The organism is Methylobacterium sp. E-005 (assembly GCF_022829725.1).
Lineage (GTDB): Bacteria > Pseudomonadota > Alphaproteobacteria > Rhizobiales > Beijerinckiaceae > Methylobacterium.
In genome coordinates, this window is record NZ_JAKSYG010000257.1 from 32,082 (window position 1) to 54,169 (window position 22,088).

Annotated in this window: 24 protein-coding genes and 1 pseudogene; 19 read left to right on the forward strand and 6 right to left on the reverse strand. The window is 72.1% G+C overall.

Annotated elements, in window-relative coordinates; translation table 11 throughout:
* Positions 1–324: 324 nt before the first annotated feature.
* From MKK88_RS33310 to MKK88_RS33330, 5 genes are all read left to right on the forward strand, one after another.
* Positions 325–1,071 (forward strand): hypothetical protein, encoded by a 747-nt coding sequence (locus MKK88_RS33310; protein WP_244008042.1) that lies wholly within the window; start codon positions 325–327, stop codon positions 1,069–1,071.
* Positions 980–2,275, forward strand: coding sequence for a DNA-packaging protein (locus tag MKK88_RS33315; RefSeq protein ID WP_244008130.1), 1,296 nt, complete (start codon positions 980–982; stop codon positions 2,273–2,275). Before MKK88_RS33310 ends, MKK88_RS33315 begins: the two co-directional genes overlap by 92 nt.
* A 294-nt stretch (positions 2,276–2,569) precedes the next feature.
* Positions 2,570–3,769 (forward strand): phage portal protein, encoded by a 1,200-nt coding sequence (locus MKK88_RS33320; protein ID WP_244008044.1) that lies wholly within the window; start codon positions 2,570–2,572, stop codon positions 3,767–3,769.
* Positions 3,770–3,856: 87 nt separating this feature from the next.
* Positions 3,857–4,339, forward strand: coding sequence for an HK97 family phage prohead protease (locus MKK88_RS33325; RefSeq protein WP_244008046.1), 483 nt, complete (start codon positions 3,857–3,859; stop codon positions 4,337–4,339).
* Positions 4,340–4,365: 26 nt separating this feature from the next.
* The gene (locus tag MKK88_RS33330) at positions 4,366–5,658 is read left to right on the forward strand and encodes a phage major capsid protein (RefSeq protein ID WP_244008048.1); all 1,293 of its coding nucleotides are present in this window, start codon (positions 4,366–4,368) and stop codon (positions 5,656–5,658) included.
* 153 nt (positions 5,659–5,811) lie between these two features.
* On the opposite strand, the gene dps is transcribed toward MKK88_RS33330, so the two are convergent.
* Together dps and MKK88_RS33340 are read right to left on the reverse strand one after the other, a co-directional pair.
* Positions 5,812–6,357 carry a DNA starvation/stationary phase protection protein Dps gene (dps, locus tag MKK88_RS33335; protein WP_244008050.1) on the reverse strand — a complete coding sequence of 182 codons (546 nt, stop codon included), beginning with the start codon at positions 6,355–6,357 and terminating at the stop codon, positions 5,812–5,814.
* 115 nt (positions 6,358–6,472) lie between these two features.
* Positions 6,473–7,381, reverse strand: coding sequence for a S1 family peptidase (locus MKK88_RS33340; protein WP_244008052.1), 909 nt, complete (start codon positions 7,379–7,381; stop codon positions 6,473–6,475).
* 549 nt (positions 7,382–7,930) lie between these two features.
* Between MKK88_RS33340 and MKK88_RS33345 the strand changes: the two genes are divergently transcribed.
* A complete protein-coding gene (locus MKK88_RS33345) occupies positions 7,931–8,164 on the forward strand; it encodes a hypothetical protein (protein ID WP_244008054.1) in 234 nt (77 codons plus the stop codon).
* A gap of 339 nt (positions 8,165–8,503) precedes the next feature.
* Here the strand turns inward: MKK88_RS33345 and MKK88_RS33350 are convergent, their stop codons facing one another.
* Positions 8,504–9,241 carry a S1 family peptidase gene (locus tag MKK88_RS33350; RefSeq protein WP_244008132.1) on the reverse strand — a complete coding sequence of 246 codons (738 nt, stop codon included), beginning with the start codon at positions 9,239–9,241 and terminating at the stop codon, positions 8,504–8,506.
* 27 nt (positions 9,242–9,268) lie between these two features.
* Here MKK88_RS33350 and MKK88_RS33355 point away from each other — a divergent pair, with 27 nt between their 5' ends.
* The 7 genes from MKK88_RS33355 to MKK88_RS33385 are packed head-to-tail and all read left to right on the forward strand — an operon-like array spanning position 9,269 to position 12,180.
* Positions 9,269–9,829, forward strand: coding sequence for a hypothetical protein (locus MKK88_RS33355; protein WP_244008056.1), 561 nt, complete (start codon positions 9,269–9,271; stop codon positions 9,827–9,829).
* 23 nt (positions 9,830–9,852) lie between these two features.
* Positions 9,853–10,206 carry a head-tail adaptor protein gene (locus MKK88_RS33360; RefSeq protein ID WP_244008058.1) on the forward strand — a complete coding sequence of 118 codons (354 nt, stop codon included), beginning with the start codon at positions 9,853–9,855 and terminating at the stop codon, positions 10,204–10,206.
* Positions 10,203–10,619 (forward strand): DUF3168 domain-containing protein, encoded by a 417-nt coding sequence (locus tag MKK88_RS33365; RefSeq protein ID WP_244008060.1) that lies wholly within the window; start codon positions 10,203–10,205, stop codon positions 10,617–10,619. The genes MKK88_RS33360 and MKK88_RS33365 overlap by 4 nt, the downstream gene beginning before the upstream one ends.
* Positions 10,620–10,630: 11 nt before the next feature.
* Entirely contained in the window at positions 10,631–11,041 is a 411-nt protein-coding gene (locus MKK88_RS33370) for a phage major tail protein, TP901-1 family (protein ID WP_244008062.1), read from the forward strand.
* A 4-nt stretch (positions 11,042–11,045) separates the two neighbouring features.
* Positions 11,046–11,378 (forward strand): gene transfer agent family protein, encoded by a 333-nt coding sequence (locus MKK88_RS33375; protein ID WP_244008064.1) that lies wholly within the window; start codon positions 11,046–11,048, stop codon positions 11,376–11,378.
* 26 nt (positions 11,379–11,404) lie between these two features.
* Positions 11,405–11,593 (forward strand): rcc01693 family protein, encoded by a 189-nt coding sequence (locus MKK88_RS33380; protein ID WP_244008133.1) that lies wholly within the window; start codon positions 11,405–11,407, stop codon positions 11,591–11,593.
* Between the two features lie 14 nt (positions 11,594–11,607).
* Positions 11,608–12,180 (forward strand): phage tail tape measure protein, encoded by a 573-nt coding sequence (locus MKK88_RS33385; RefSeq protein ID WP_244008066.1) that lies wholly within the window; start codon positions 11,608–11,610, stop codon positions 12,178–12,180.
* 32 nt (positions 12,181–12,212) lie between these two features.
* On the opposite strand, the gene MKK88_RS33390 is transcribed toward MKK88_RS33385, so the two are convergent.
* Positions 12,213–12,935, reverse strand: coding sequence for an SDR family oxidoreductase (locus MKK88_RS33390; protein WP_244008068.1), 723 nt, complete (start codon positions 12,933–12,935; stop codon positions 12,213–12,215).
* Positions 12,936–13,045: 110 nt separating this feature from the next.
* On the opposite strand from MKK88_RS33390, the gene MKK88_RS33395 reads away from it, so the two are divergent.
* From MKK88_RS33395 to MKK88_RS33415, 5 genes and pseudogenes are all read left to right on the forward strand, one after another.
* Complete coding sequence (locus MKK88_RS33395) at positions 13,046–13,978, forward strand: LysR family transcriptional regulator (protein WP_244008070.1); 933 nt, start codon at positions 13,046–13,048, stop codon at positions 13,976–13,978.
* 3 nt (positions 13,979–13,981) lie between these two features.
* A complete protein-coding gene (locus MKK88_RS33400; protein WP_409566745.1) occupies positions 13,982–14,179 on the forward strand; it encodes a hypothetical protein in 198 nt (65 codons plus the stop codon).
* 42 nt (positions 14,180–14,221) lie between these two features.
* Positions 14,222–14,863 carry a DUF2460 domain-containing protein gene (locus tag MKK88_RS33405; protein WP_244008072.1) on the forward strand — a complete coding sequence of 214 codons (642 nt, stop codon included), beginning with the start codon at positions 14,222–14,224 and terminating at the stop codon, positions 14,861–14,863.
* Between the two features lie 22 nt (positions 14,864–14,885).
* Positions 14,886–15,761: a DUF2163 domain-containing protein gene (locus tag MKK88_RS33410; protein ID WP_244008074.1), complete on the forward strand. Its 876-nt coding sequence runs from the start codon at positions 14,886–14,888 to the stop codon at positions 15,759–15,761.
* A pseudogene (locus MKK88_RS33415) lies at positions 15,758–16,213 on the forward strand (NlpC/P60 family protein); the annotation flags it as partial. The gene MKK88_RS33410 and the pseudogene MKK88_RS33415, both read left to right, overlap by 4 nt.
* Before the next feature lie 113 nt (positions 16,214–16,326).
* Here MKK88_RS33415 and MKK88_RS33420 read toward each other — a convergent pair.
* Both MKK88_RS33420 and MKK88_RS33425 read right to left on the reverse strand, forming a co-directional pair.
* Positions 16,327–17,718 carry a methyl-accepting chemotaxis protein gene (locus MKK88_RS33420; protein WP_244008076.1) on the reverse strand — a complete coding sequence of 464 codons (1,392 nt, stop codon included), beginning with the start codon at positions 17,716–17,718 and terminating at the stop codon, positions 16,327–16,329.
* A gap of 66 nt (positions 17,719–17,784) precedes the next feature.
* Positions 17,785–18,024, reverse strand: coding sequence for a hypothetical protein (locus MKK88_RS33425; protein ID WP_244008078.1), 240 nt, complete (start codon positions 18,022–18,024; stop codon positions 17,785–17,787).
* 156 nt (positions 18,025–18,180) lie between these two features.
* Here MKK88_RS33425 and MKK88_RS33430 point away from each other — a divergent pair, with 156 nt between their 5' ends.
* Complete coding sequence (locus tag MKK88_RS33430) at positions 18,181–22,080, forward strand: glycoside hydrolase/phage tail family protein (RefSeq protein ID WP_244008080.1); 3,900 nt, start codon at positions 18,181–18,183, stop codon at positions 22,078–22,080.
* Positions 22,081–22,088 lie beyond the last annotated feature (8 nt).

A 22,088-nucleotide genomic window follows, 5' to 3' on the forward strand; every position in this document is an offset into this window, starting at 1 on the left:
TGCGCCGGTCAACGTGCCGATAGGGGCGCCGTTCCGGTCTTCAGCCGCCTTTGAAGTGCGCATGCACAGGGAGGGAGGATGGACCGGCCGGCGACCTCTGTCGGCGGCACGGGGCTCCGGCGAGCGGACATGCGCACCGCGATGCCTCCCTCCCCCGTTGCGCGGGAGGGCACCATTCCTATCGCGTGGATCTGCTCGGGCAATCGCGAGCCCTGAAGCAGCCCAAATCCACCAATTTAGCCTAAGATAGGAATTCTAGCTTGACACCGACGCGCTCCTGGGGTATCACCCAGGCACGGTCGAGAGGTGGGCGGAGACGCGGCGATGCAAATACGCGCTGCTCATCCCACGGAGCGGCACGACGAGGTGCTGCAACTCCTGCGCGACACCGAGCTGACGATCCCCGAGATCGCCGCCCGCACCGGGATCAAGGCCGCCACGATCAGAACCTGGAACACCCGGGCCGGCTGGCTGCGGCCGCCGCACTGGCGCTTCGTCATCGCGCGATGGTCCACACCACGGCGCGACGCGATCGCCCGGCTCATGCGCCGGCCAGGCAACGATCCGGCCGATATCGCCGCGGCCCTGGGCTTCGGGCGCAACCGGGTGGAATGGCTGAGCACGGCGATCGAGCTGACGCCCCTGGTGCGGCCGTCCCGTCGCGGTGCGGCGCGCAATCCGGCCCCGGCGATCGATCCGTCGAACCTGCGGGCGCATCTGCGCGCCCACATCGCCCGTCAGGTCGCCGCCTTCGACGCGGCGCTGAGCTGGGAGGGGGCGGCGCTTGCCGAATCCGCCCGGGTCCTGCGCGACCTCGGTGGTCTGAAGCGGCTGCTCGATGAGGTCGATGCCGAGGGCGCCCGCGGCGCGACGGGGGAGGGTGATGATGACGGCAGCGAACGCGACCTGCCCGCGCTCCGCGCGGAGATCGCGCGACGCTATGATGGCTTTGTCGGCGGCGGGACGCCTGCCGGATTTTCTGGCCACGCTGCCGCCCGAACTGATCCGGGCGCTCGACACGGACTGGCTGCACCGCGCCCGGGCCGATCAGCTCCCGCCGGCCGATCCTGAAACGGATGGCCCCGAACCCTGGATCGAACCCTGGACGACCTGGGCGGTGATCGGCGGTCGCGGCAGCGGCAAGACCCGGACGGGGGCCGAATGGGTCGACGCCCTCTCCCGGGGCGATCCGGCCTTCACCCCCGAGCCGGTCGGGCGCATCGCGCTGGTGGGTGAGACACATCTGGACGTGCGCGAGGTGATGATCGAGGGCCCCTCCGGGATCCTGAGCCTGCCCCGGCGCGGCCGGCCGCGGCCCACATGGTCGCCGAGCCGTCGGCGCCTCGAATGGGCGAACGGTGCCGTCGCCCAGGCGTTCTCGGCGGAGGAGCCGGACGCGCTGCGCGGCCCGCAATTCGGCGCCGCGTGGTGCGACGAGGCCGCCAAATGGCGCCGGCCCGAGGCGGCCTTCGATATGCTGCAGTTCGGCCTGCGGTTGGGCGCAAGGCCGCGCAACCTCGTCACCACCACGCCGCGGCCGGTGCCGCTGATCCGCCGCCTGCTCGCCGACCCCCGCACCGTGGTGAGCCGCGCCCGAACCCGCGACAATGCCGATCACCTCGCCCCGGATTTCCTGGAGCGCGTGGTCGGGCGCTACGCCGGGACGCGCCTCGGCCGCCAGGAACTCGACGGTGAACTGATCGCGGATCGCGACGACGCCCTGTGGAGCCGCGCCGGCCTCGAAGCCAACCGGGTTGCCGCCGCTCCCGATCTCGGGCGGATCGTCGTGGCGGTCGATCCGCCCGCGACCTCAGGCGCGCGCTCGGATGCCTGCGGGATCGTGGCGGCGGGCCGCGCAGGAAGCCACGCCTACGTGCTGGCCGATGCCAGCCTCGCCCGCGCCACCCCGCAGGCCTGGGCCGGGGCGGCGCTCGCCCTCTACCACCGGCTCGCCGCGGATGCCCTCGTGGTCGAGGTCAACCAGGGCGGCGAGATGGCTACGGCCGTGCTGGCGCAGTGCGATCCGGCGGTGCCGGTGAGCCGGGTCCATGCCACGCGGGGCAAGTACCTGCGGGCCGAGCCGGTCTCGCTGCTCTACGCCCAGGGTTTCGTCCACCACGTCGGGGCGTTCCCCGCGCTGGAGGACGAGCTGTGCGATTTCGGACCGGAGGGCTTGTCAGGGGGAACCTCACCCGATCGGCTCGATGCCCTGGTCTGGGCCCTCGCGCATCTGATGCTGGAGACACGGTCGGAACCGCGGATCCGGCGGCTGTGAGCTGAGCCCCTCGGCTGGAGGGCCCAAAACAATGCGGCGCGCCTCCGTGGGAAGCGCGCCGAGAGGCGGTTCGTGGTCTCAGGAACGAACTGCATCCTGTATACACGATTTCGTGTGACTCGCTGTGGCGTCCACACCACGGTTGTGCGGCAGCGCAGCGCAAATCCGTCTTTTTTCCTGTGGCAGCGGCCGGTCTCCGGGCCGGGCGTGACGCGCGCCTGACGGGTCCTCCGCATCGGGCCGCGCGATGACGCGGCTCCGCACCGTTCGACCACAACTCGGGACCGGACCGGCATGTCGACCCTCCTCGAACGGCTGGCGCGGGTCGCCCGCCGCGGCACAGGCGTGGGAGCCCCCGCCACCAAGGCCGTCCCGGCCTTCGCGCTTTACGCCGATGGCCGGGCGTGCTGGACGCCCCGCGACCCGGCCGCGCTGGCCCAGGCCGGCTATGAGCGCAATCCGGTGGTCCATCGGGCGGTCCGGCTGGTTGCCGAGAGCGCGGCAAGCCTGCCGCTGATCGCCACCGGGCCCAGATCCGACGGGCGGGACGATCCGGGGGGGGACCTGCTGGCGCTGCTCGCCCGGCCGAACCCGCGGGAGAGCGGCACGCATCTTCTGGAGACGATCTACGCCGACCTGCTCCTGGCCGGGACCGCCTATCTGGAGGCCGTCATCCTCGACGGCCGGGTCGCGGCGCTTCAGGCCCTCCGGCCGGGGCGGATGCGGATGCTGCCGGGTTCCGACGGCTGGCCGGCGGCCTATGTCTACACGGCGGGTGGACAGAGCCGCCGGTTCAATCTGCCGGCCCCCGGTGCCCCCGAGGTGGCGCCGATCCTGGCCCTCGGCCTGTTCAACCCGGAGGACGAGACCGGCGGCCTCGCGCCGATCGCGGCGGCGGCGGCGGCGCTGGACATCCACAACGCCGCGAGCGCCTGGAACAAGGCGCTCCTCGACAACGCCGCCCGGCCCTCCGGGGCTCTGGTCTTCGCGGGTGCCGCTTTGTCGGAGCCGCAATTCGACCGGCTGAAGGCGGAGCTGGAGGCGAACTACCAGGGCGCGGCCAATGCCGGCCGGCCGCTGCTGCTGGAGGGCGGGCTCGACTGGAAGCCGCTCGCCCTCTCGCCCCGGGACATGGATTTCGTGGCGGCGAAGAACGCGGCGGCCCGGGAGATCGCCCTGGCCTTCGGGGTTCCGCCGCTGCTCCTCGGCCTGCCGGGCGACAACACCCACGCCAACTACGCCGAGGCCAACCGGGCGCTCTACCGCCAGACCCTGATCCCGCTGGCGCGCCGCACCGCGCAGGCCCTTGCGGTCTGGCTGGAGCCCGCCTTCGGGCCGGTGGATCTCGAGCCCGACCTCGACCGGATCGAGGCGCTCGCCGCCGAGCGGGAGTCGCTCTGGCGCCGCGTGCAGGCCGCGGACTTCCTGGCGGTTTCCGAGAAGCGCGAGGCGGTGGGTTATCCGCCGGAGATGCCCCGGGAAGGGGAGGGCTGACGATACCCGCCGCTCCCCCTTCCCCTCTTGAGAGGGGCGCGGCGCCCAGGCGGCCTCGTTCTTACGGATGACACCCGAGGACTTCCCATGGACGGCCATTTCACCGGCTATGCCAGCATCTTCGGCGTGCCTGATCTCGGCCGGGACGTCGTCCTGCCGGGCGCCTTCGCGGCGAGCCTCGCGCGCCAGGGGCCGGCCGGCGTGCGGCTGCTGTTCCAGCACGATCCGGCCGAGCCGATCGGCCGCTGGCTCTCCCTGCGCGAGGATGCCCACGGCCTGTTCGCGGAAGGGCAGCTCAACCTCGCGGTGCAGCGCGCCCGGGAGGTCGACGCGCTGCTGCGCGGGGGCGGGCTCGACGGCCTGTCGATCGGCTTCCGGACGCTGCTGGCCCGCCGGGGCGCGGCCGGCGAGCGCCGGCTGCACCGGGTCGATCTCTGGGAGATCTCCCTGGTGACCTTCCCGCTCCAGCCGCGGGCGCGGGCGAGCCCCGGCCCGGAGGACCCCCACACCCCGGATGTCCTGGCCGCGGAGATCCGCGGCCTCGCCCGGCGCATCGCCCCGAAACCCTGATCTCACCCCCGACCCGGAGATTGTCGATGCACGCCGATACCCCGCTCGCGCCCGCCGGCTACGAAACCAAGGCCGCTCTCCCCGATCTGGAGAACAAGGCCGCCCGGCCCGAAGGCGCCCCGGTCCGCTCCGCCCTGGACGAGCTCTCGGCCGCCTTCGCGGCCTTCAAGGAGACCAACGACGCCCGTATCGGCCAGATCGAGGGCCGGCTCGGCACCGACGGACTCACCGAGGAGAAGCTCGCGCGGATCGACGCGGCGCTCGACGCCGCCCGCACCCGCCTCGACCGGATCCATCTGGAGCAGGCCCGGCCGCCGCTCGGCCAGCCGGGGTCGCGGGGGGATGCCTCCGCGCACGAGCACAAGGCGGCCTTCGATCTCTATGTCCGGGCGGGCGAGAGCGCGGGCCTCAAGCGCCTTGAGGCCAAGGCCCTCTCGGCGGGGTCCGGGCCGGATGGCGGTTACCTCGTGCCGAACACGATCGAACGGACCGTGCTGACGCGGCTGGGCGAGATCTCGCCGATCCGCGCCATCGCCAGCGTGCAGCAGATCTCGGGTGGCCAGTACAAGCGCGCGGTCTCGGTGGGGGCGCCGGTCACCGGCTGGGCCGCCGAGACCGCGGCGCGCCCGCAGACTGACGCGCCTCTACTCTCCGAGATCGCGTTCCCCGCCATGGAACTCTACGCGATGCCGGCCGCCACCCAGACGCTGCTCGACGATGCCGTGGTGGATCTCGACGCGTGGCTCTCGGCCGAGGTCGAGACCGCCTTCGCCGAGCAGGAGGGCGTGGCCTTCGTGACCGGCAACGGCGCGAGCCGGCCGCGGGGCTTCCTGAGCTACGACACCGTGGCCAATTCCGCCTGGGTGACGGGCAAGCTCGGGACCGTGGCGACGGGCGCGGCCGGGGCCTTCCCGTCGAGCAACCCGGGGGATGTGCTGTTCGATCTGATCTACGGGTTGCGGGCGGGCTATCGCCAGAATGCCGGCTTCGTGATGAACCGGCGCACCCAGAGCACGATCCGGAAGTTCAAGGACTCCGAAGGCAACTATCTCTGGCAGCCACCCCTCGCCGCCGGGCGGCCCGCGACCCTGGTCGGCTTCCCGGTCACAGAGGCCGAGGCAATGCCCGATCTGTCCAAGGACAGCCTGTCGGTGGCCTTCGGCGATTTCCGCCGGGGCTATCTGGTGGTGGACCGCACGGGGATGCGGGTGCTGCGCGACCCGTATTCCGCCAAGCCCTATGTGCTGTTCTACACCACCAAGCGCGTCGGCGGCGGGGTGCAGGACTTTGATGCAATCAAGCTGCTGAAGTTCAGCTGAGCCGCGCCTGTCAGGTCGCGGATGGCCGATGCCGCGCCTCCCCTGTGTGGGGAGGCGTTGGAGGGTGGGGGTGATGCAGGGGGCACCGCAGCGCTCGATCCTGCACCACCCCTTCCCGCAGGGGGAGGGGAATCCCGTCGCCCGAGAAACGCCTCAGCGGCCCGCATTGCCGTCGCGCAGGGCGCCGGTCGGCTCCTGCACGTGGGCCTCGAGGAACCAGAGCTGCTTGTCGACCGCCCGGGAGATCTCGGTGAACAGGTCGGCCGTGTCGGGGTCGCCCGCCTCGTCGGTCTCGTCGATGTTCTCGCGCACCGCGTTGGCATAGGCGGCGTAGCTGTCGATCAGCGCGGCGATGTGATCGGCAATGGCGTAGATGCCGGTCGGGTAGGGCGGCAGCTTGGTGCGCTCGGCGACCGCCTGGGTCGAGCCGAAGGCCGTGGCGCCGAGCTGGACCGCGCGCTCGGCGACGCTGTCGTTGAACTCGTCGATCTCGGTGCGGAACCCGTCGAGCATCTCGTGGACGCCGATGAACTGCGGGCCCTTCAGGTTCCAATGCGCCTGCTTGATCGCCAGGGCGAGGTCGATGCCGTCCGCCAACCGGGCGTTGAGGGCTTCGATCGAGACCTTCTTGGCGTTGGAATCGGTGTTGTTGCGGGTCTTGTGCGACCGGGGGGTGTTGCTGGTGCCGGTATCGGCCATGGTTTCGCTCCGTGTGCCGGAAAGGTTCGGATGCGAAAGTGCCGATGCGGCTTCAGGTTCCCACCGGGGCGAAGGATCGACGAGAAGGTGAGGGGCGCACGGGGCGCATACCGCCTTAACGGCGGCGCATGCGCGCCATCCAGCCGGATCGGTTGCCGCGCGGCGTGGCGTCGCTCACCTGCATCTGCGACAGTTCGGCTGCGCGCGCCGAGATCCAGCCGGAATGCTCGGCCACTGGCGTCACCGCGGTGAAGCCGCCGCAGGCGGTCCGGCGGGTGCCCTGTTGGAGTGCGCCGCTTGACCAGCTCACCACGCCGACGATCCGGTAGCCGCCGGGGCCGCCGGTGAGGATCGGGCCGCCGGAATCGCCCAGGCACGCGCCGGCTCCCGAGGTCTCCGCCATGCGCCGCCGGTCGGTCACCACGGTCACCCGGTTGGCGACCTGCAGCGAGCCGATCGAGACGAGATGCGCCAGCCGCAGGACGCGGGCCGAGCCCCGCCGGTTCTCGGCGACGACGCCAAAGCCCGCGATGTCCACCGGCTCGCCGGTGCTGATCGCGCCGGCGCCGCGCGGGTCGAGCGGCATGAAATCGGGACCGAGGGGGCGTTCGAGCTTGAGCAGCGCCAGATCGACACCGGGCTGTTCCTCAGGCGTGGTGCCGGGTACGAAATCCGGGTGCATCGTCGTGGCGATCACCTGGGCGCGGCGCTGGCGAAAAGCCCGGTCGACGCCGATCACCGAATACCCTGCGGGGCGCATCACGCAATGGGCCGCGCTGAGCACGAGGTCCGGGGCGATCAGCGTGCCCGAGCAGATCTCGCCCTCCGTGCTCTCGATGCGCACGACGAAGCTGCGTGCCCCGTCCGGGTCGCGGGTGGTCGCGCCGTTGATCACGGCCGCCGCGGGAGCGGGAAGCTGGCCGGCCAGCGCGCCGAGCAGCGCCGCGCCCAGCAGGCCGCCCCCGAAGCCTCCGCGGGCGGGACGCTCGCGGAGGCCGGCCTTGCGGAACGGGCGAGGGAACATCGGGGACTCCGGGGCGCGGTCGGCGCGGGTGACACGCCCTCGGCGAGGGGCGGCATGCGGCGAGCCTAGAGCAAGCCAATGCCCTGGCCAAGCTGGGGTTCCCTGCCGATCCGGTCCGCCCGGCGCGCGTCGATGCGCTGACTTTGTGACGAGATCGCGTGATGACCCAGGACGCATCACGCGCGATGGCAGGCCCATATTCCGGGTCGGATTGCGGGGGACTCGTACGTCCGCCACGCGTTGTCTGCGAGATCGTGGCGAGGGGGGGGACACGGAGCGGCGGGCCTGTCCGGCCGGATATCCGCGGCGATAAGGCAACGGTTTGCATCAAATGCCGCCGCCGCGGGAAACGATCCGGTAGTCCTACCGTGCTATGAAGAAAGACACGCGCAGCCGACGCCGATAAGGGGCGTTCCGGCGATCTATCGAAGGGCGCGGCTCGTCGCACGCATGTCAAACATGATCACCGTGTGTGTCTCGGATAAGACCATCAGGGCGTATCATCGATGAACGTCCTGATCGCAGGGGCCGGACCGAGGGACAACGATCATGATCGGCTTGCTGATGGCGGCTTTGGCCGGCCTCATGATGAGCTGGTTCTTCCGATTTGGTTTTGTTGTCCTTGCCTGCGTGGTGTTTCTCCTCGCCGATATCGTGCGCGTGCTGCTGAAAGGGCAGTTTGAGCTGGCGGATCTTCTGATTCTGTTTGCCTACCTGTCGGCGCTGCAGGGCGGCTTCATGCTGGGTGCCTATCTCAAGTACCGGCGACCCGGCGGCTCATAACCACCAGATCAGGCCGCCGCGCAGATAAGAGGCTGCCGCCCACAGCAGGATCGCCGCCGCCGAGAGCGTCAGGCCCAGACCCAGGCGTTGTCGGCGAGTCAACATAAGTCGCGGATACCTCGGGGCTCGCTCGTCCTCGTGCGCGCGACCGGCCCCTCGCGCCCGCAAGCATGCGCCGCGGGGACATCGGGTGAGGACCGGCCGACGAACGACCTCGGCCGCGTGCCGTCGAGGGACGGGCCTGAGCGTCACGCGTCCCGTTCAGCCGATTCGTATGCGTTCCCGCGGGTCTGTGGGCGGTGCAGACTGCGCAGGGCGCGCGTCGCGCCCGGAGGCGGACTACTCGGTCCAGCGGGCGGTCCGGCCCCATCCGGCGAGCTCCTGATCGATCCAGCCGCGTTGCGGCCCGACCAGGACGCCCTGGGTGAGGCCGCCGCAGGCGCCCCCGATCCAGGCGGCGAGCGCCCGGACGGCGCCGTCCGGCCCGGCGATCGGACCGCCGGAATCACCCTGGCAGGCCCCGCCGGCGCCGCCCTTGAGCCAGACCAGGATGCGGCTCGGCCCGTAGGGCTCGATCACCGGGAGCGTCAGTCTGCGATAGGTGCCGGTGGAGCGTGGGTCCCCGGGCCTGGCGGCGCCGTAGCCGCCGAGGGTCAGCTCCTCGCCCGCCCGCACCGGCGCGGCGCTCAAGCTTACCGGCGCGAAGCGCGGCGGCAGCGGCATCGCCGTGCGCAGGAGCGCGAGGTCGATGGAGCGCCGCCGGGCCTTGGCGGCGCCCGCATCGTAGCCCGGATGCACCGCCCGCGCCGTCACCTCGACCAGGACCGGCGCACCGTCCGCGTCGCGAAAATGGACACGGTGCTGCGGGGCGTCGGCGAGGCAATGGCCGGCGGTGAGCACCGTATCGGGGGCGACCACCACGCCGGTGCAGACGCCGCCCTTCGAGGACAGGACCATCACGGCCCCACCGGCCGGTGCCTCCGCTCCGCCCGTGATGGCGTGGGCGGGGCCTGCTGCCAGCGCCAGGACGACCGCGAGTGAGGCGGCTGCCGCCGGGCAGCGCTTCAGGACCAGCATCGGACCACCGCTCGAGAGGGACACAGCATGATCCCGTTACGCATCGACGCCGCCGCCGTCGAGCCGGTGAGCGTCGCGGAGCTGCGCGCCTACCTGCGCTTCGATTCCGATGACGGGGGTGCCGAGGACGCGCTGCTCCAGGCCCTGATCACGGCGGTCCGGGCCAGCCTGGAGATCGAGACGCGCCGGATCCTGGTGCCGGGACGCTACCGGATCGTGCTCGCCGCGTGGCCGCCGGACGGGCAGGTTCCCCTGCCGCTAAGCCCGCTGGTAGCCGTGACCCGCGCCGGGCTCGCCGGAGCGGAGGGCGTGGCCAACCTCGCCGCCGGGCTGGTGCGGGTCGGCCCGGACCCGATCGAGGCGCCCCGCCTCCTGATCGACCCGGCGGTACCGGATCCCGCCGGCCGCACGATCCTGATCGAGCTCGCGGCCGGGTTCGGCGGCGACGGGCCGCCCCTGCCGGCGCCCCTGCGGCTCGCGATCCTGCGGCTGGCCGCCGCCCGCTACGAGCACCGGGGCGACGAGGCAGACGCTGTCCGGACCGACGCCGCCGACCTCGCCGCGCCCTTCCGCCGGATGCGCCTGTGATGGCCAATCCCGGAGATCGCCCGATGGCTTTGACGCCCCGTCATCCGCCGCTCGGTGTCCGGCGGCGGCGCTTCGTCGTGGAACGCCCCCTGGAGGAACCGGACGGGTTCGGCGGCGTGCTGCGCCGCTACGTGGCCGGCCCGGTCCTGTGGGGTGCCCTGGCGCCGGCGGGCATCGTCGACCGGCCGGAGGGCGGCCGGACCGACACGCTGCCCGCCTACCGCATCACCCTGCGGGGCCGGCCCGGTCTCGATCCGACCATGCGCCTCGCCGCCGGCCCGCGCCGCTTCGCGATCCGCGCCGTGACCGAACCGGACGGGCGGGGCCGCGACTGCATCTGCCACGTCGAGGAACTGCCGCGGGAGAGCGCAGCGTGAGTGATCCGAGCCCGCTTCTCGCCCTGCGCGCCGGCCTGATCGCACGCTTCACCCCGGATGCCACCCTCGCAGGCCTGCTCGGCGGCCGCGTCCGGCTCTACGACGAGCCACCCCGGGGCACGTTCCCGGTCTACGCCCTGTTCGGCGATGCTGAGATCCAGGACGATGCCGTCGACGGCGCCGAGCGCCACCGCCACAGCCACGAGATCGCGGTGATCGCCCGGCCCGGCTCCGTACGCACCGCGCTGGACGCCGCCGAGCGCATGGCGGCGCTGCTCGCCGATACCGCGATGCCGCTCGCCGGCTGCCGCCTCGTCACCCTGCGGGTGCGCGCCATCAAGGCCCACCGCGACGCCCGGACCGGCGAGGCGCGGGCGAGCCTCACCGTCGAGGCCGTCACCGAGATTCTTTGAGGAGGGAGCCGATGGGCGCGCAGAAGGGCAAGGACCTGCTGATCCGGGCCGGCGACGGTGCGGGCGGCTTCGTGGCGGTGGCGGGCCTGCGCAGCCGCCAGATCACCCTCAACGCCGAGACCGTGGACGTCACCAACGCCGATTCCGCCGGGCGCTGGCGCGAATTGCTGGCCGGTGCCGGGGTGCGCCGGGCCGCCATCGCGGGCTCCGGGGTGTTCCGGGACCAAGCCTCGGACGCACGCCTGCGCCTGATCTTCTTCGACGGGGCGATCGAGACCTTCCAGATCGTGGTGCCGGCCTTCGGGATTCTGGAGGGCCCGTTCCAGATCGCGAGCCTGGAATATCGCGGCGACCATGCCGGCGAGGTGACCTTCGACATGAGCCTCGACTCGGCGGGTGCGCTCGCCTTCGCGATCGCCTGATCTCATGGCGAACCGGATCCGCGGCGCGGTGCCGCTCGACCTCGGCAAGCGGCGCTACACGCTGTGCCTCACCCTCGGCGCGCTGGCCGAACTGGAAGACCTGCTCGGGGCCGGCGATCTCACGGGCCTCGCCGCGCGCTTCAGCGCCGGCCGGCTGTCGGCGCGCGACCTGATCGCCCTGCTGGGTGTCGCCCTGCGGGGCGGCGGCCACGATCTTGACGACGCGGCGGTGGCGAGCCTGCCGCTGGCCGGCGGCCTGGAGGCCATCACGGCGGCCCTGGAGGCGGTGCTCGCCGCGGCGTTCGGGGAGGCGCCGGGGCCCGCAAACCCTCGGTAGGGTCGGGGCCGGAAGCTCCGACCCGAATCCCGAAAGCCTTCCCCTGGGACGACGCCCTCGCCCTCGGCCTCGGTGTGCTGGGTTGGCGCCCCGGCGATTTCTGGTCGGCGACGCCGCGCGAGTTCGCCGCTGCCCTCGGCCGGCGCGCCGGTCCGGAGCCGCTCACCCGGGCAGGCTTCGAGGCCCTGCTCGCCGCCTATCCCGACCGGACCTGAGACGAGGCTGACCGATGGCCGACACCGAATCCGACACGCAGGAGGCCGCGCGGGTCGAGCGGCTCCAGACCCTCGACCGCCTGGCCCAGAATTTCGGCCGCAGCCTCGACGCGGCGCTGACCCGGGGCGCCGCCTCCGGACGAAGCCTCGACGGGGTGCTCGGCATGATCGGCACCCGGCTCGCGGGCGCGGCGACCCGGGCGGCGGGGGGCGCGATCCAGTCCGGGGTCACCGGCCTGATCAGTTCCGTGCTCGGTGCCGGTTCGGAGACGGGCTTCGCCCGGGGCGTCGTGTTCCGGGGCGGTCGGGTGCAGCCCTTCGCGGCCGGCGGGGTGGTGGCGGCGCCGACCTATTTCCCCATGGCGGGCGGCACCGGCCTCATGGGCGAAGCCGGGCCGGAGGCGATCCTGCCGCTGGCCCGCGGCCCGGACGGGCGCCTCGGCGTCGCGGCGGGCGGGACCTCAGCGCGGCCGGTTTCGGTGACGGTGAACATCAGCACGCCCGATCCGGCGGCCTTCCGCCGCTCGGAGGCACAGGTGACGGCGAGCCTCGCCCGGGCGGTCGCCCGGGGTCAGCGGGCGACGTGATGGGCTCGGTTGTGTACCTCTTGCAGATCCGATCACGACACCAGGCCGCCCCCATCCACGACCAGGGTTTGCCCCGTGGCGAAGGCCTCACGCATCAGGAAGAGGTACGCTTCGGCAAGGTCCTCGGGCGATCCGACCCGGCCGACCGGCAACCGCTCCCCCGCCGCCGCATACATCGCCTCGCGCTCGGATTCGGGAATGTCGCTCCAGAGCGGCGTGCGCACGAAGCCGGGCGAGACGACGTTGACCCGGATCGGCTTCAACTCCAGGGCGAGAGCCGGTGTCAGCCCCTCCATCGCCGCGCAGACGCTGGCGCCGAGCGTCCAGCCGCCCTGCGGGGGCTTCGCCGCCGCGATGCCCGAGGTGAGGACGATGGAGCCGCCGGGCCGGATGAGCGGCGCGCCGTACTTCACCGCGGCGAAGGCGCCCCAGAACCGGACATCGAAGAAGCGCTTCGCGTCCTCGACGGGCAGATCTGTGACCAGTCCTATCGTCAGGCTCTCACCGGCGGTGAAGATCAGATGATCGAATGTGCCGATTCGCGGGAAAATGTCCCGTATCGCGGCTTCGTCGCGCAGGTCGAGAACGATCCCCTCGGCGTGCGCGGGCAAGCTCGCCAGCGCAGCCCCGATGCGATCTGACGTGCTGGAGACGACGATCGGCGATCCACCCTCTCGCGCAACAGCTTTCGCCACGGCCAGACCGATCCCGGAGGTTCCACCCAGTATTGCCACACGCTGCCCACTCATCGTCATCGTCGCGCTCCTGATCGGGTGCGGTTTTCCGCGCCGGGATCAGGTTAGGCGTTGGATGAGCCGTGAGGTTAGCGCATTGTCCTCACCTCTATCGTGACGCCGGGTCACCGATGAACGTCGATCCAAGACTGTTGGGTGGGATCAGTACGCTGATCGCGGTGGCAGAAGCGGGAAGCTTCGCGCGGGCTGCCGAGGTGCTTCATCTCACGCCCTCCGGCGTAAGCCGTTCGATCGCCCGTCTGGAGGCTCGGCTCGGTGTCCGCCTGTTCGAGCGCAACAGCCGGTCGAACGCCCTGACGGAGGCGGGACACAGGTTCTTCACCGAGGTTTCGCCGCTGCTGGCCGGAATTTCGGAGGCGGCAAGCCATGCTGCGGACAGCGCGGTCTTCGTGCGTGGACGGCTCCGGGTGAATTGCGATGCTTGGTTCGCCAGCCTGATGCTTGCGCCGCGCCTGCAGGAATTCCTCGACGCCTATCCCGATCTGACGCTCGACCTCGTCGTCCGCGACACATTGGGTGATCTCGTGTCGGACGGGTTCGATGTGGCCATCCGCTTCGGCGAGCCGGAGCCATCCGCCTTGATGACGCGGAAGTTGTTGGACACGCGCATCGTGACCTGCGCCGCGCCGAGCTATCTGGCGCGATGCGGACACCCCGACCACCCGCGCGAACTCGCCTCCGGGCACGAATGCGTGCTGTTCCGCGACCCCGTCACGGGCCGGGCTTTTCCCTGGGAATTCCACCGGGCCGGCGAGATCCTCAGCGTGGCCGTGAGCGGTCGCCTGTTGCTGAACGATGTCGCGACCGCTTTATCGGCCTGCGTTGCCGGCCTTGGCATCGCCCAGCCGATGGCCCTCGGCATTGACGAGATGCTGCGTGACGGCCGCTTGGTGGATCTCTTTCCGGATTGGCCCGACGAGCGCTTCCCGCTGCACATCTATCATCCGTCGCGACATCTCTGCCCTCTGATCGTCCGCGCGTTCATGGATTTCGTCGTCTTTACGATCAAGGCGAGCGGATCGCGTTCCACGTCGGCGCCGTAGCCAATGCGTGGACGAGCGAAGGGTATCGTCCTGCATCCGCGCCCCGAATGGCTACCCACGCGTCGTGGCGGGAGTTCGGCGCAGTCGGTCATCATCACAGTGAACATCGCCCCGCCCGATCCAGCGGCTTTCCGCCGCTCGGAGGCACAGGTGACGGCGAGCCTCGCCCGGGCGGTCGCCCGGGGTCAGCGGGCGACGTGAGGAGCCGAAGAGCCGTCCATCTTCAACCCCCTGGGGACTGCCATGGCCGAGGATTTCCACGAGGTGCTGTTCCCCCTCGACGTCTCGCTGCGCGCGGGCGGCGGCCCGCAGCGGCTGACCGAGATCGTCACCCTGGCCTCCGGCCGGGAGCACCGGAACGGCCGCTGGGCCGATTCCCGCCGCCGCTACGATGCCGGCTTCGGGCTGCGCGGGCTCGATGCGCTCCACGCCGTGCTGGCCTTCTTCGAGGAGCGTCGCGGCCGGCTCTACGGATTCCGCTTCCGCGACCGGGTCGACGGCCGCTCCGGGCCGCCGGGCCGGGCGATCGGACCCTTCGACCAGCCGATCGGCACCGGCGACGGTGCCACCGCGACCTTCCCGCTGGCGAAGACCTACGGGAGTGGCTTCGCCCCCTATCGCCGCCGGATCGCCAAGCCGGTGGCGGGCAGCGTCCGGATCGCAATCTCCGGGCAGGAGGCCGGGCCCGAGGCCTTCGCGTGCAACCCGACGACCGGCCTCGTCACATTCACACCCGGCCATGTTCCGGCCCCCGGCGCCGCCGTGACGGCGGGCTTCGCCTTCGACGTGCCGGTCCGCTTCGACACCGACGAGCTCACCGTCGACCTCGCGGCCTTCACGGCCGGGGAGATCCCGCGGGTGCCCCTCGTCGAGATCGTGCCGTGAGGGAAGAGCGGAGGGAACACCCATGCGCGACATCCCGGCGGCCTTCGCGGCCCATCTCGCGGGGGGCGTGACCACCCTGTGCCGTTGCTGGTCCCTGCGACGGCGGGACGGGCTCGCCCTCGGCTTCACCGATCACGACCGCGACCTGACCGTCGCGGGCCTCATCCACCTCGCCCGGACCGGCCTCGACGCCGCCGAGGCCAGCGCGGAATCGGGCTTCGCGGTCTCGGGGGGCGACGTCGCGGGGGCGTTGAGCAGCCTCGGCCTGACCGAGGCCAACATCGCCGGCGGCCTCTACGACGGCGCCGCGGTGGAGACCTGGCTGGTCGACTGGACCAGCCCCGAGACCCGCCTGCTCCTCGACCTCGTCACGATCGGGGAGGTGCGCCGCGAGGGCGACGCCTTCGTGGCGGAGCTGCGCGGCCTCGCGCACCGCCTGGATGCGGAACGCGGTCGGACCTACCGCGCCACCTGCGGGGCCGATCTCGGGGATGGACGCTGCCGGGTCGACCTTGCGGCGTGGCGGGTTGCCGGCCGCGTCACCGGCGTTCCGGAGCCCGCCACCCTCGCGGCGGCGCTGGCGGGGGATTTTTCGGATGGACGCTTTACCGGCGGACATCTCGCGTGGACGGAGGGGGCCAATGCCGGGCTCGCGGCAGATGTGCGCCTCCAGCTCGGTAGCCTGATCGAGCTCTGGACCTCACCGCCCCGGCCGGTCGCCCTTGGTGACACCTTCACGCTGACCGCCGGCTGCGACAAGCGCCTCGCCACCTGCCGGGACCGCTTCACCAACGCGATCAACTTCCAGGGCTTTCCGCACATGCCCGGCAACGACACGGTGATGCGTCCGGTGCCGGGCTCCGACCATACCCTCGACGGCGGGAGCCTGTTCCGATGAGCGCGATGCGACGGAATATCGGCGCGGCGGCGCTCGGCGAGGCGCGCCTGTGGCTCGGCACGCCCTACCGGCATCAGGCCTCGCTGCGCGGGGTCGGCTGCGACTGCCTCGGCCTGCTGCGCGGGGTCTGGCGCGGGCTCTACGGGGCCGAGCCGGAACCGGTGCCGCCCTATTCGGGAACCTGGGCGGAATCCGCCGCCCCCGGAACCGACCCGCTGACCGAGGCGGCCCTCCGACACCTCGCGCCGGTGGCCGATCCCCGGGTGGCGGTGGTGCTGGGCGCGGGCGACGTCCTGCTCTTCGCCTTCCGCCGGCACCTGCCCGCCCGCCATTGCGCCATCGCCACCGGCGACGGCGCCATGATCCACGCCCATGACGGCGCGGTGGTCGCCGAGGTTGCGCTCACCGGCTGGTGGCGGCGGCACATGACCGGAGTGTTCCGGTTTCCGGACGGCGGGGCGGATTCGGTTCACGAAGCGTCGGTCGCGACGGTCACGTATTGCCGAGCACGATGGCACGGGATCCGCATCGCGACGACGCCCGCAACGACCGGTTCGCCAACACCTCACGCCGCCCGCACGGTGGCCAGGAAACCCGCAACCTCACCGCGCAACACCTCGAACTGCCGGGCGAGATCTCCCGCAGAGCCAAGCACCTGACCGGCCGCGGTCCCGGTCGCACCGGCGGTTTCGGCCACCTCCGAGATGGTCCGAGTCACGATATCGGTCCCAGACGCGGCCTGACCCACGCTTTGGACGATCTCGCGGCTGGCCACACCCTGCTGGGTGATCGCCGCCGCCATCGCGGCGGTGACGGCGCCGACCTCGCGGATGCGGCTGCCGATGGTGGTGATCGACAGCACGGCCGCGTCGGTGGAGTCCCGGACCAGTGCGATCCGCTGGCCGATCGTCTCGGTGGCCCGCGCGGTCTGCGCCGCAAGGTCCTTGACCTCGGTGGCGACGACCGCGAAGCCCCGGCCGGCCTCGCCGGCGCGGGCGGCCTCGATCGTGGCGTTGAGCGCCAGCAGGTTGGTCTGGCCGGCGATCTGCGCGATCAGGGTCACGACGTCGGCGATCTCCGCCACCGCGGCGCTGAGGGTGCCGACCTGGCCGGTGCTCTGCTCGGCCTCGGCCACGGCCGCCTGGGTCAGACGGGCGGACTCGTCAGCCCGGCGGCCGATCTCTCCGGTGGAAACGCCGAGCTGCTCGGCGGCCGCCGCCACGGCGTTGACGGTCTGCGCGGTCGCCTCGGCCGCGCGGGCCACCTCGGCCGAACGCTCGGCCGTGTCGCGGGCGGTGTCGCTCATCGCCGAGGCGGTGGCCTGCAGGGCGGTGGCGGAATCCGAGACCGTCCCGACGATCCCGCCCACCGTCGCCTCGAACGCATCCGCCAGGGCGTCCATCGTACGCCGCCGCTCCGCCGCCGCCGCCGCGTCCGCAGCCCGGCGCCCCGCGACTTCGGCGTCGGCCCGCCGGGCCACCAGGGCGCGGATGCCGTCGACGGCGCGGGCCACGGCGCCGATCTCGTCCTGCCGCCGCGCCCCGGCCACGGGCGCGTCGGTGTCACCCGCGGCCATCCGCTCGAGGCTCGCGACCAGGCGGCCGAGGGGGCGCCCGATGCCGAAGATGGCGACAGCAACGGCGGTGGCGAGCCCGGCGAACAGGCCGAGGCCGGTATAGGCCCAGAGGTCGTGGCGCATCCGCTCGATCTCCTGGCTGAGATCCTCCGCGCCGGCCTCCATGCGGGCGCTGATGGTCTTGCTGAGCGTGTTGGTGCCCCGATTGAGATCTGTAACGGTCGGGTCGATCTTCTCGTGCAGCAGGGCCAGGGCCTCGGCGTTGAGGTTGGCTTCGCCGAGGATGCGCGCCTCCGAGACATCCGAGATGTAGCGTTCGATTCCGCCCTGCAGCGTCTCGATCTGCGCTTTGAACTCGGGCGCCTCGCCACTCAGGGCCACGAAGGTACGCCGGAGGCCGGCGACCGCGATGTCGAATTCCTCGCTCGCCCTCCCGATGCGGTCGGCCTAGGTCTCGGCGATGACGCGATAGATGGCGTAATTCGTCTGATGGAAGAGCCGGACGATCCGGCGGACGCTGTCAGCCATCTTGGCATCGTGCAGGATGAAGTGCGCGTACTGCGCACCGACTGCATCCATGCGCCCGCTCGCGTGCCAGATACATCCGCCGACGATGGCGCCGATGACGGCGACGATCGCGATGATCTTATGCAGGATCCGTATCTTCGGCCTCAGGGTCAAGATCATCGATCAGCGGCTCCTGTCGCGTATTATGAAGATAATACCACGAATCATCCAGCAAAATTTGCGCCGAAGCAGGTCGGGGCACATCAATAAATCGATGATCGTCTTCAGAATTTCACCGCCTATGCACAGAAATTCATTGCCCGCCGGAGCCTCGTCATGGCGACACTCATCCTGTCCTCGGCCGGCGCTGCGGTGGGCACCGCCCTCGGCGGGCCGATCGGCGCCGTGGTTGGGCGGACCCTCGGCGCCGTCGCGGGGGCCGGGCTCGACGGCGCGCTGTCCGGCTCTGGGCCGCACACCCGCTTCGTCGCCGGACCGCGGCTCGCCGATGTCAGCGGGCTCACCTCCACGGAGGGCGATCCGATCCCCCGGGTCTACGGACGGGCCCGGATCGGCGGCAGCCTGATCTGGGCGACGCGGCCGCTCGAGGTCGCCAACACCACGGTGCAGCGCGCCGCCACGCCCGCCAAGGGCCTGGGCGGCGGCCAGAAGACCGTGACCACCCGCTACACCTACTTCGCCCATCTCGCGGTCGGCCTGTGCGAGGGCGAGATCGCCTGCGTCCGTAGGATCTGGGCGGACGGCAAGGAGATCGATCAGGTCGGCCTCACCATCCGGGTCCATACCGGCGGCCCGGATCAGGCGCCCGACCCGCTGATCGTCGCCAAGGAGGGGGCGGGGACCACGCCGGCCTATCGCGGCCTCGCCCACGTGGTGTTCGAAAACCTGCCGCTCGCCGATTTCGGCAACCGCATCCCGCAATTCGCCTTCGAGGTGATCCGCCCCATCAACGGCCTGTACGGCCGGATCCGCGCCGTGGAGATGATCCCCGGGGCCAGCGAGTTCGGCCTCGATCCGGATCGCGTCACCGTCGATCTCGGCCTCGGGCGGACCGAGGCCGCCAACCGGCACCAGCGCCAGCGGGCCACCGACGTCCTCGCCTCCCTCGACGCGCTCCAGGCCCTGTGCCCGAACCTACGCCGGGTCGCCGTGGTGGCGACGTGGTTCGGCACCGACATGCGGGCCGGTGTCTGCCGGGTGGTGCCGAAGGTCGAGGCGCGGACCAAGCGGGCGCGGCCGTCGGATTGGAGCGTCGCCGGGATCACCCGCGCTGAGGCCGAGGTCGTCTCGATCCTGCCGGACGGCAACCCGGCCTACGGCGGGACGCCGAGCGACGACGGCCTGACCCGGCTGGTGGCCGAGCTGGTCGGCCGCGGCCTGGAGGTGCTGCTCTACCCCTTCGTGATGATGGATGTGCCGGCCGGCAGCGGGCTGCCGGATCCGCGCGTGCCCGGGGCGACCCAGCCGCCCTTTCCCTGGCGGGGCCGCGTCACCTGCGATCCGGCCCCGGGCGTTCCGGGAAGCCCGGACGGGACTGCCGGGGCCGACGCGCAGGTCGCGGCCTTCTTCGCCAACGGCTACACCACCGAGGTGCTGCACTACGCCGATCTGGCGGCCCAATGGGCGGCCAACGGCGTCCAGATTACGGGCTTCGTGATCGGCAGCGAGTATGTCGGCCTCACCCGCGTGCGGGGCGCCTCCGGCTACCCGGCCGTGCGGGCCTTCCGGGCGCTGGCCGCCGCCGTGCGCGAGCGCCTCGGCCCCGGCGTCGCCCTGGTCTACGGCGCGGACTGGACCGAGTACGGCGCCCATGTCCTGGACGGGGGCGCCACGGTCCGTTTCCCCCTCGACGACCTGTTCGCTGACCCGAACATCGCGGCGGTCGGGATCGACTGGTACGCCCCGGTCTCCGACTGGCGCGACACGCCCGACCACGCCGATCTCGCGGCCACCGGCGACATCTACGACCGCGGCTACCTCAAGGCGCGCGGCGCCTCCGGCGAGGCCTTCGACTGGTACTATCCCGACGCCGACGCCCGCGCCGCCCAGAACCGCGTCGCGATCACGGATGGAGCCGGCGGCAAGCCCTGGATCTACCGCGTCAAGGATCTCGTGGCGTGGTGGTCGAACCCGCATGTCGAGCGCGACGGCGGCGTCGAGACACGGGCGACCGCCTGGGTGCCGATGGGAAAGCCGATCTGGCTCACCGAGGTCGGCGTGCCGGCGGTCGACAAGGGCACGAACGGCCCCAACGTCTTCCCCGATCCGAAATCCGTCGAGAACGCCTACCCGCCGGAATCCCGGGCGATCCGGGACGAGCTGATCCAGCTCCGCGGCCTGGAGGCTGTGATCGCCCGGTTCGATCCGGCGATGCCGGGCTTCCGGGAGGCCGACAACCCGGTCTCGCCGGTCTATGGGGGGCGGATGGTCGATCCGGACGGGATCTTCATCTGGGCCTGGGACGCGCGGCCCTATCCGGCTTTCCCGACCGTGCGCGGGGTCTGGGCCGATATCGGCAACTGGCGGCTCGGCCATTGGATCACCGGCCGGATCGAGGGCTGCGACCTCGATTTGCTGGTCCTGAAGATCCTCGGGGATTTCGGCTTCGACGCCCCGGTCTCCGTGGAGGCCGCGGCCTATCTCGACGGCTACGTACTCGACCGGCCGCTCTCGGCGCGGGGGGCCCTGGAGACCCTGGCGCAGGTCTACGGGCTCGACGCCTCGGCGGTGGCGGGCACCTTACGCCTGCGTGGGCCGCGCCGGGACCGGCCCCTGGTGCTGGACGAGGCCGATCTCGTCCGGCTCTCCGAGGAGAAGCCGGTGCTGCGCCAGGTCCGGGCCGAGGAGAGCGCCCTGCCGCGCTCGGTCGAGCTCGGTCTCACCGAGTCGGAGAGCCCGGAGTACCGCCGCGCCACGGCGGCGGCCGTGCGGCCCGTGGGGGACAGGCGGCACGAGACCCGGATCGAGGCCGCGATCGTCACCCGGCGCGAGACCGGCGACGGCCTCGCCGAGGCCATGCTCGACCGGATCATCGCGGCCCGCGACAGTGCGGTCTTCACGGTAAGCCCGCGCCGGGTCGAGCTGGAGCCCGGCGATCTGCTGGCGGTGCCCGCGGACGTGCCGGGCGGCACGGTGCTGCGCAAGATCGACCGGATCGATGACGCTCCTACTGGCCGCCGGATCGAGTCCAGCGGCGTGCCGCCCCGGGGCGGGCCGGGACGCGGCCTGCCGCGCAGCATGGCGCAGCCGCAGGTTGCGCGCCCGTCCTTTCCAGGACCGCCGCTGGCGCTCGCCCTCGACCTGCCGGCGGATCGCGGCAACCCCACAATCCTGCAATACCTCGCGGTGGCGGCCGAGCCCTGGCCCGGGGCGGCCGCCATCTGGCGCGCCGAGGGGGCGGGGCCGCTCACCCTCCAGGGCATCGTCGATTATCCCGCCTGTCTGGGCCGGACGCTCACGGCGCTGCCTGCCGGACCGCTCTGGCGGATCGACCGGAACCGGATCCTCGACGTCACCCTGCGCCGGGGCGGCGCCCTCGCGTCGATCGGCGAACACGCGATGCTCTCCGGCGGCAACCTGTTCGCCCTGATCGGCCCCGACGGCGCCGTGGAGCTGCTCGGCGCCGCGAACGCCGTGCTCATCGGGCCCGACACCTACCGGCTTTCGGGCCTCCTGCGCGGGCTCGCGGGCAGCGAGGATGCCGCCAGCCGGACGGTGCCCGCCGGCAGCCTGATCGTGTGCCTGGACGACGGCGCGGTGGTGCCGCTGGTCGACCGGCTCGACGCGGTCGGCCGTGCCTTCCGCTACCGGATCGGGCCCGCGGGGGCCGACCCAGGCGACCCGGCCTTCACGGAGCTGACCGCCACGGCTGGGCTGACGGCGCTCCAGCCGCTCAGGCCGGTTCACCTGCGGGCGCGCCGGACGGGGCAGGGCGTGCTGCTCTCCTGGATCCGCCGGGCGCGCCGCGACGGTGACGCCTGGGAGGCCGCCGAGATCCCGCTGGACGATCCAGAGGCCTACGCGGTGACGCTGTTCGCCAGCACCGGTGCGGCCCTGCGCACGCTCCGGGCCGAGGCCCCACAGATCCTCTACGCCGACGAGGCGGGTGATTTCGGCGGCCCGCAAGTGACCCTCGACGTGGCCGTGGCGCAGATCGGCGCCGTCACCGGCCCCGGACCCGCCTGCCGGGCCCGCATCCCCGTCCGTTCGGCCTGAACCCCCCG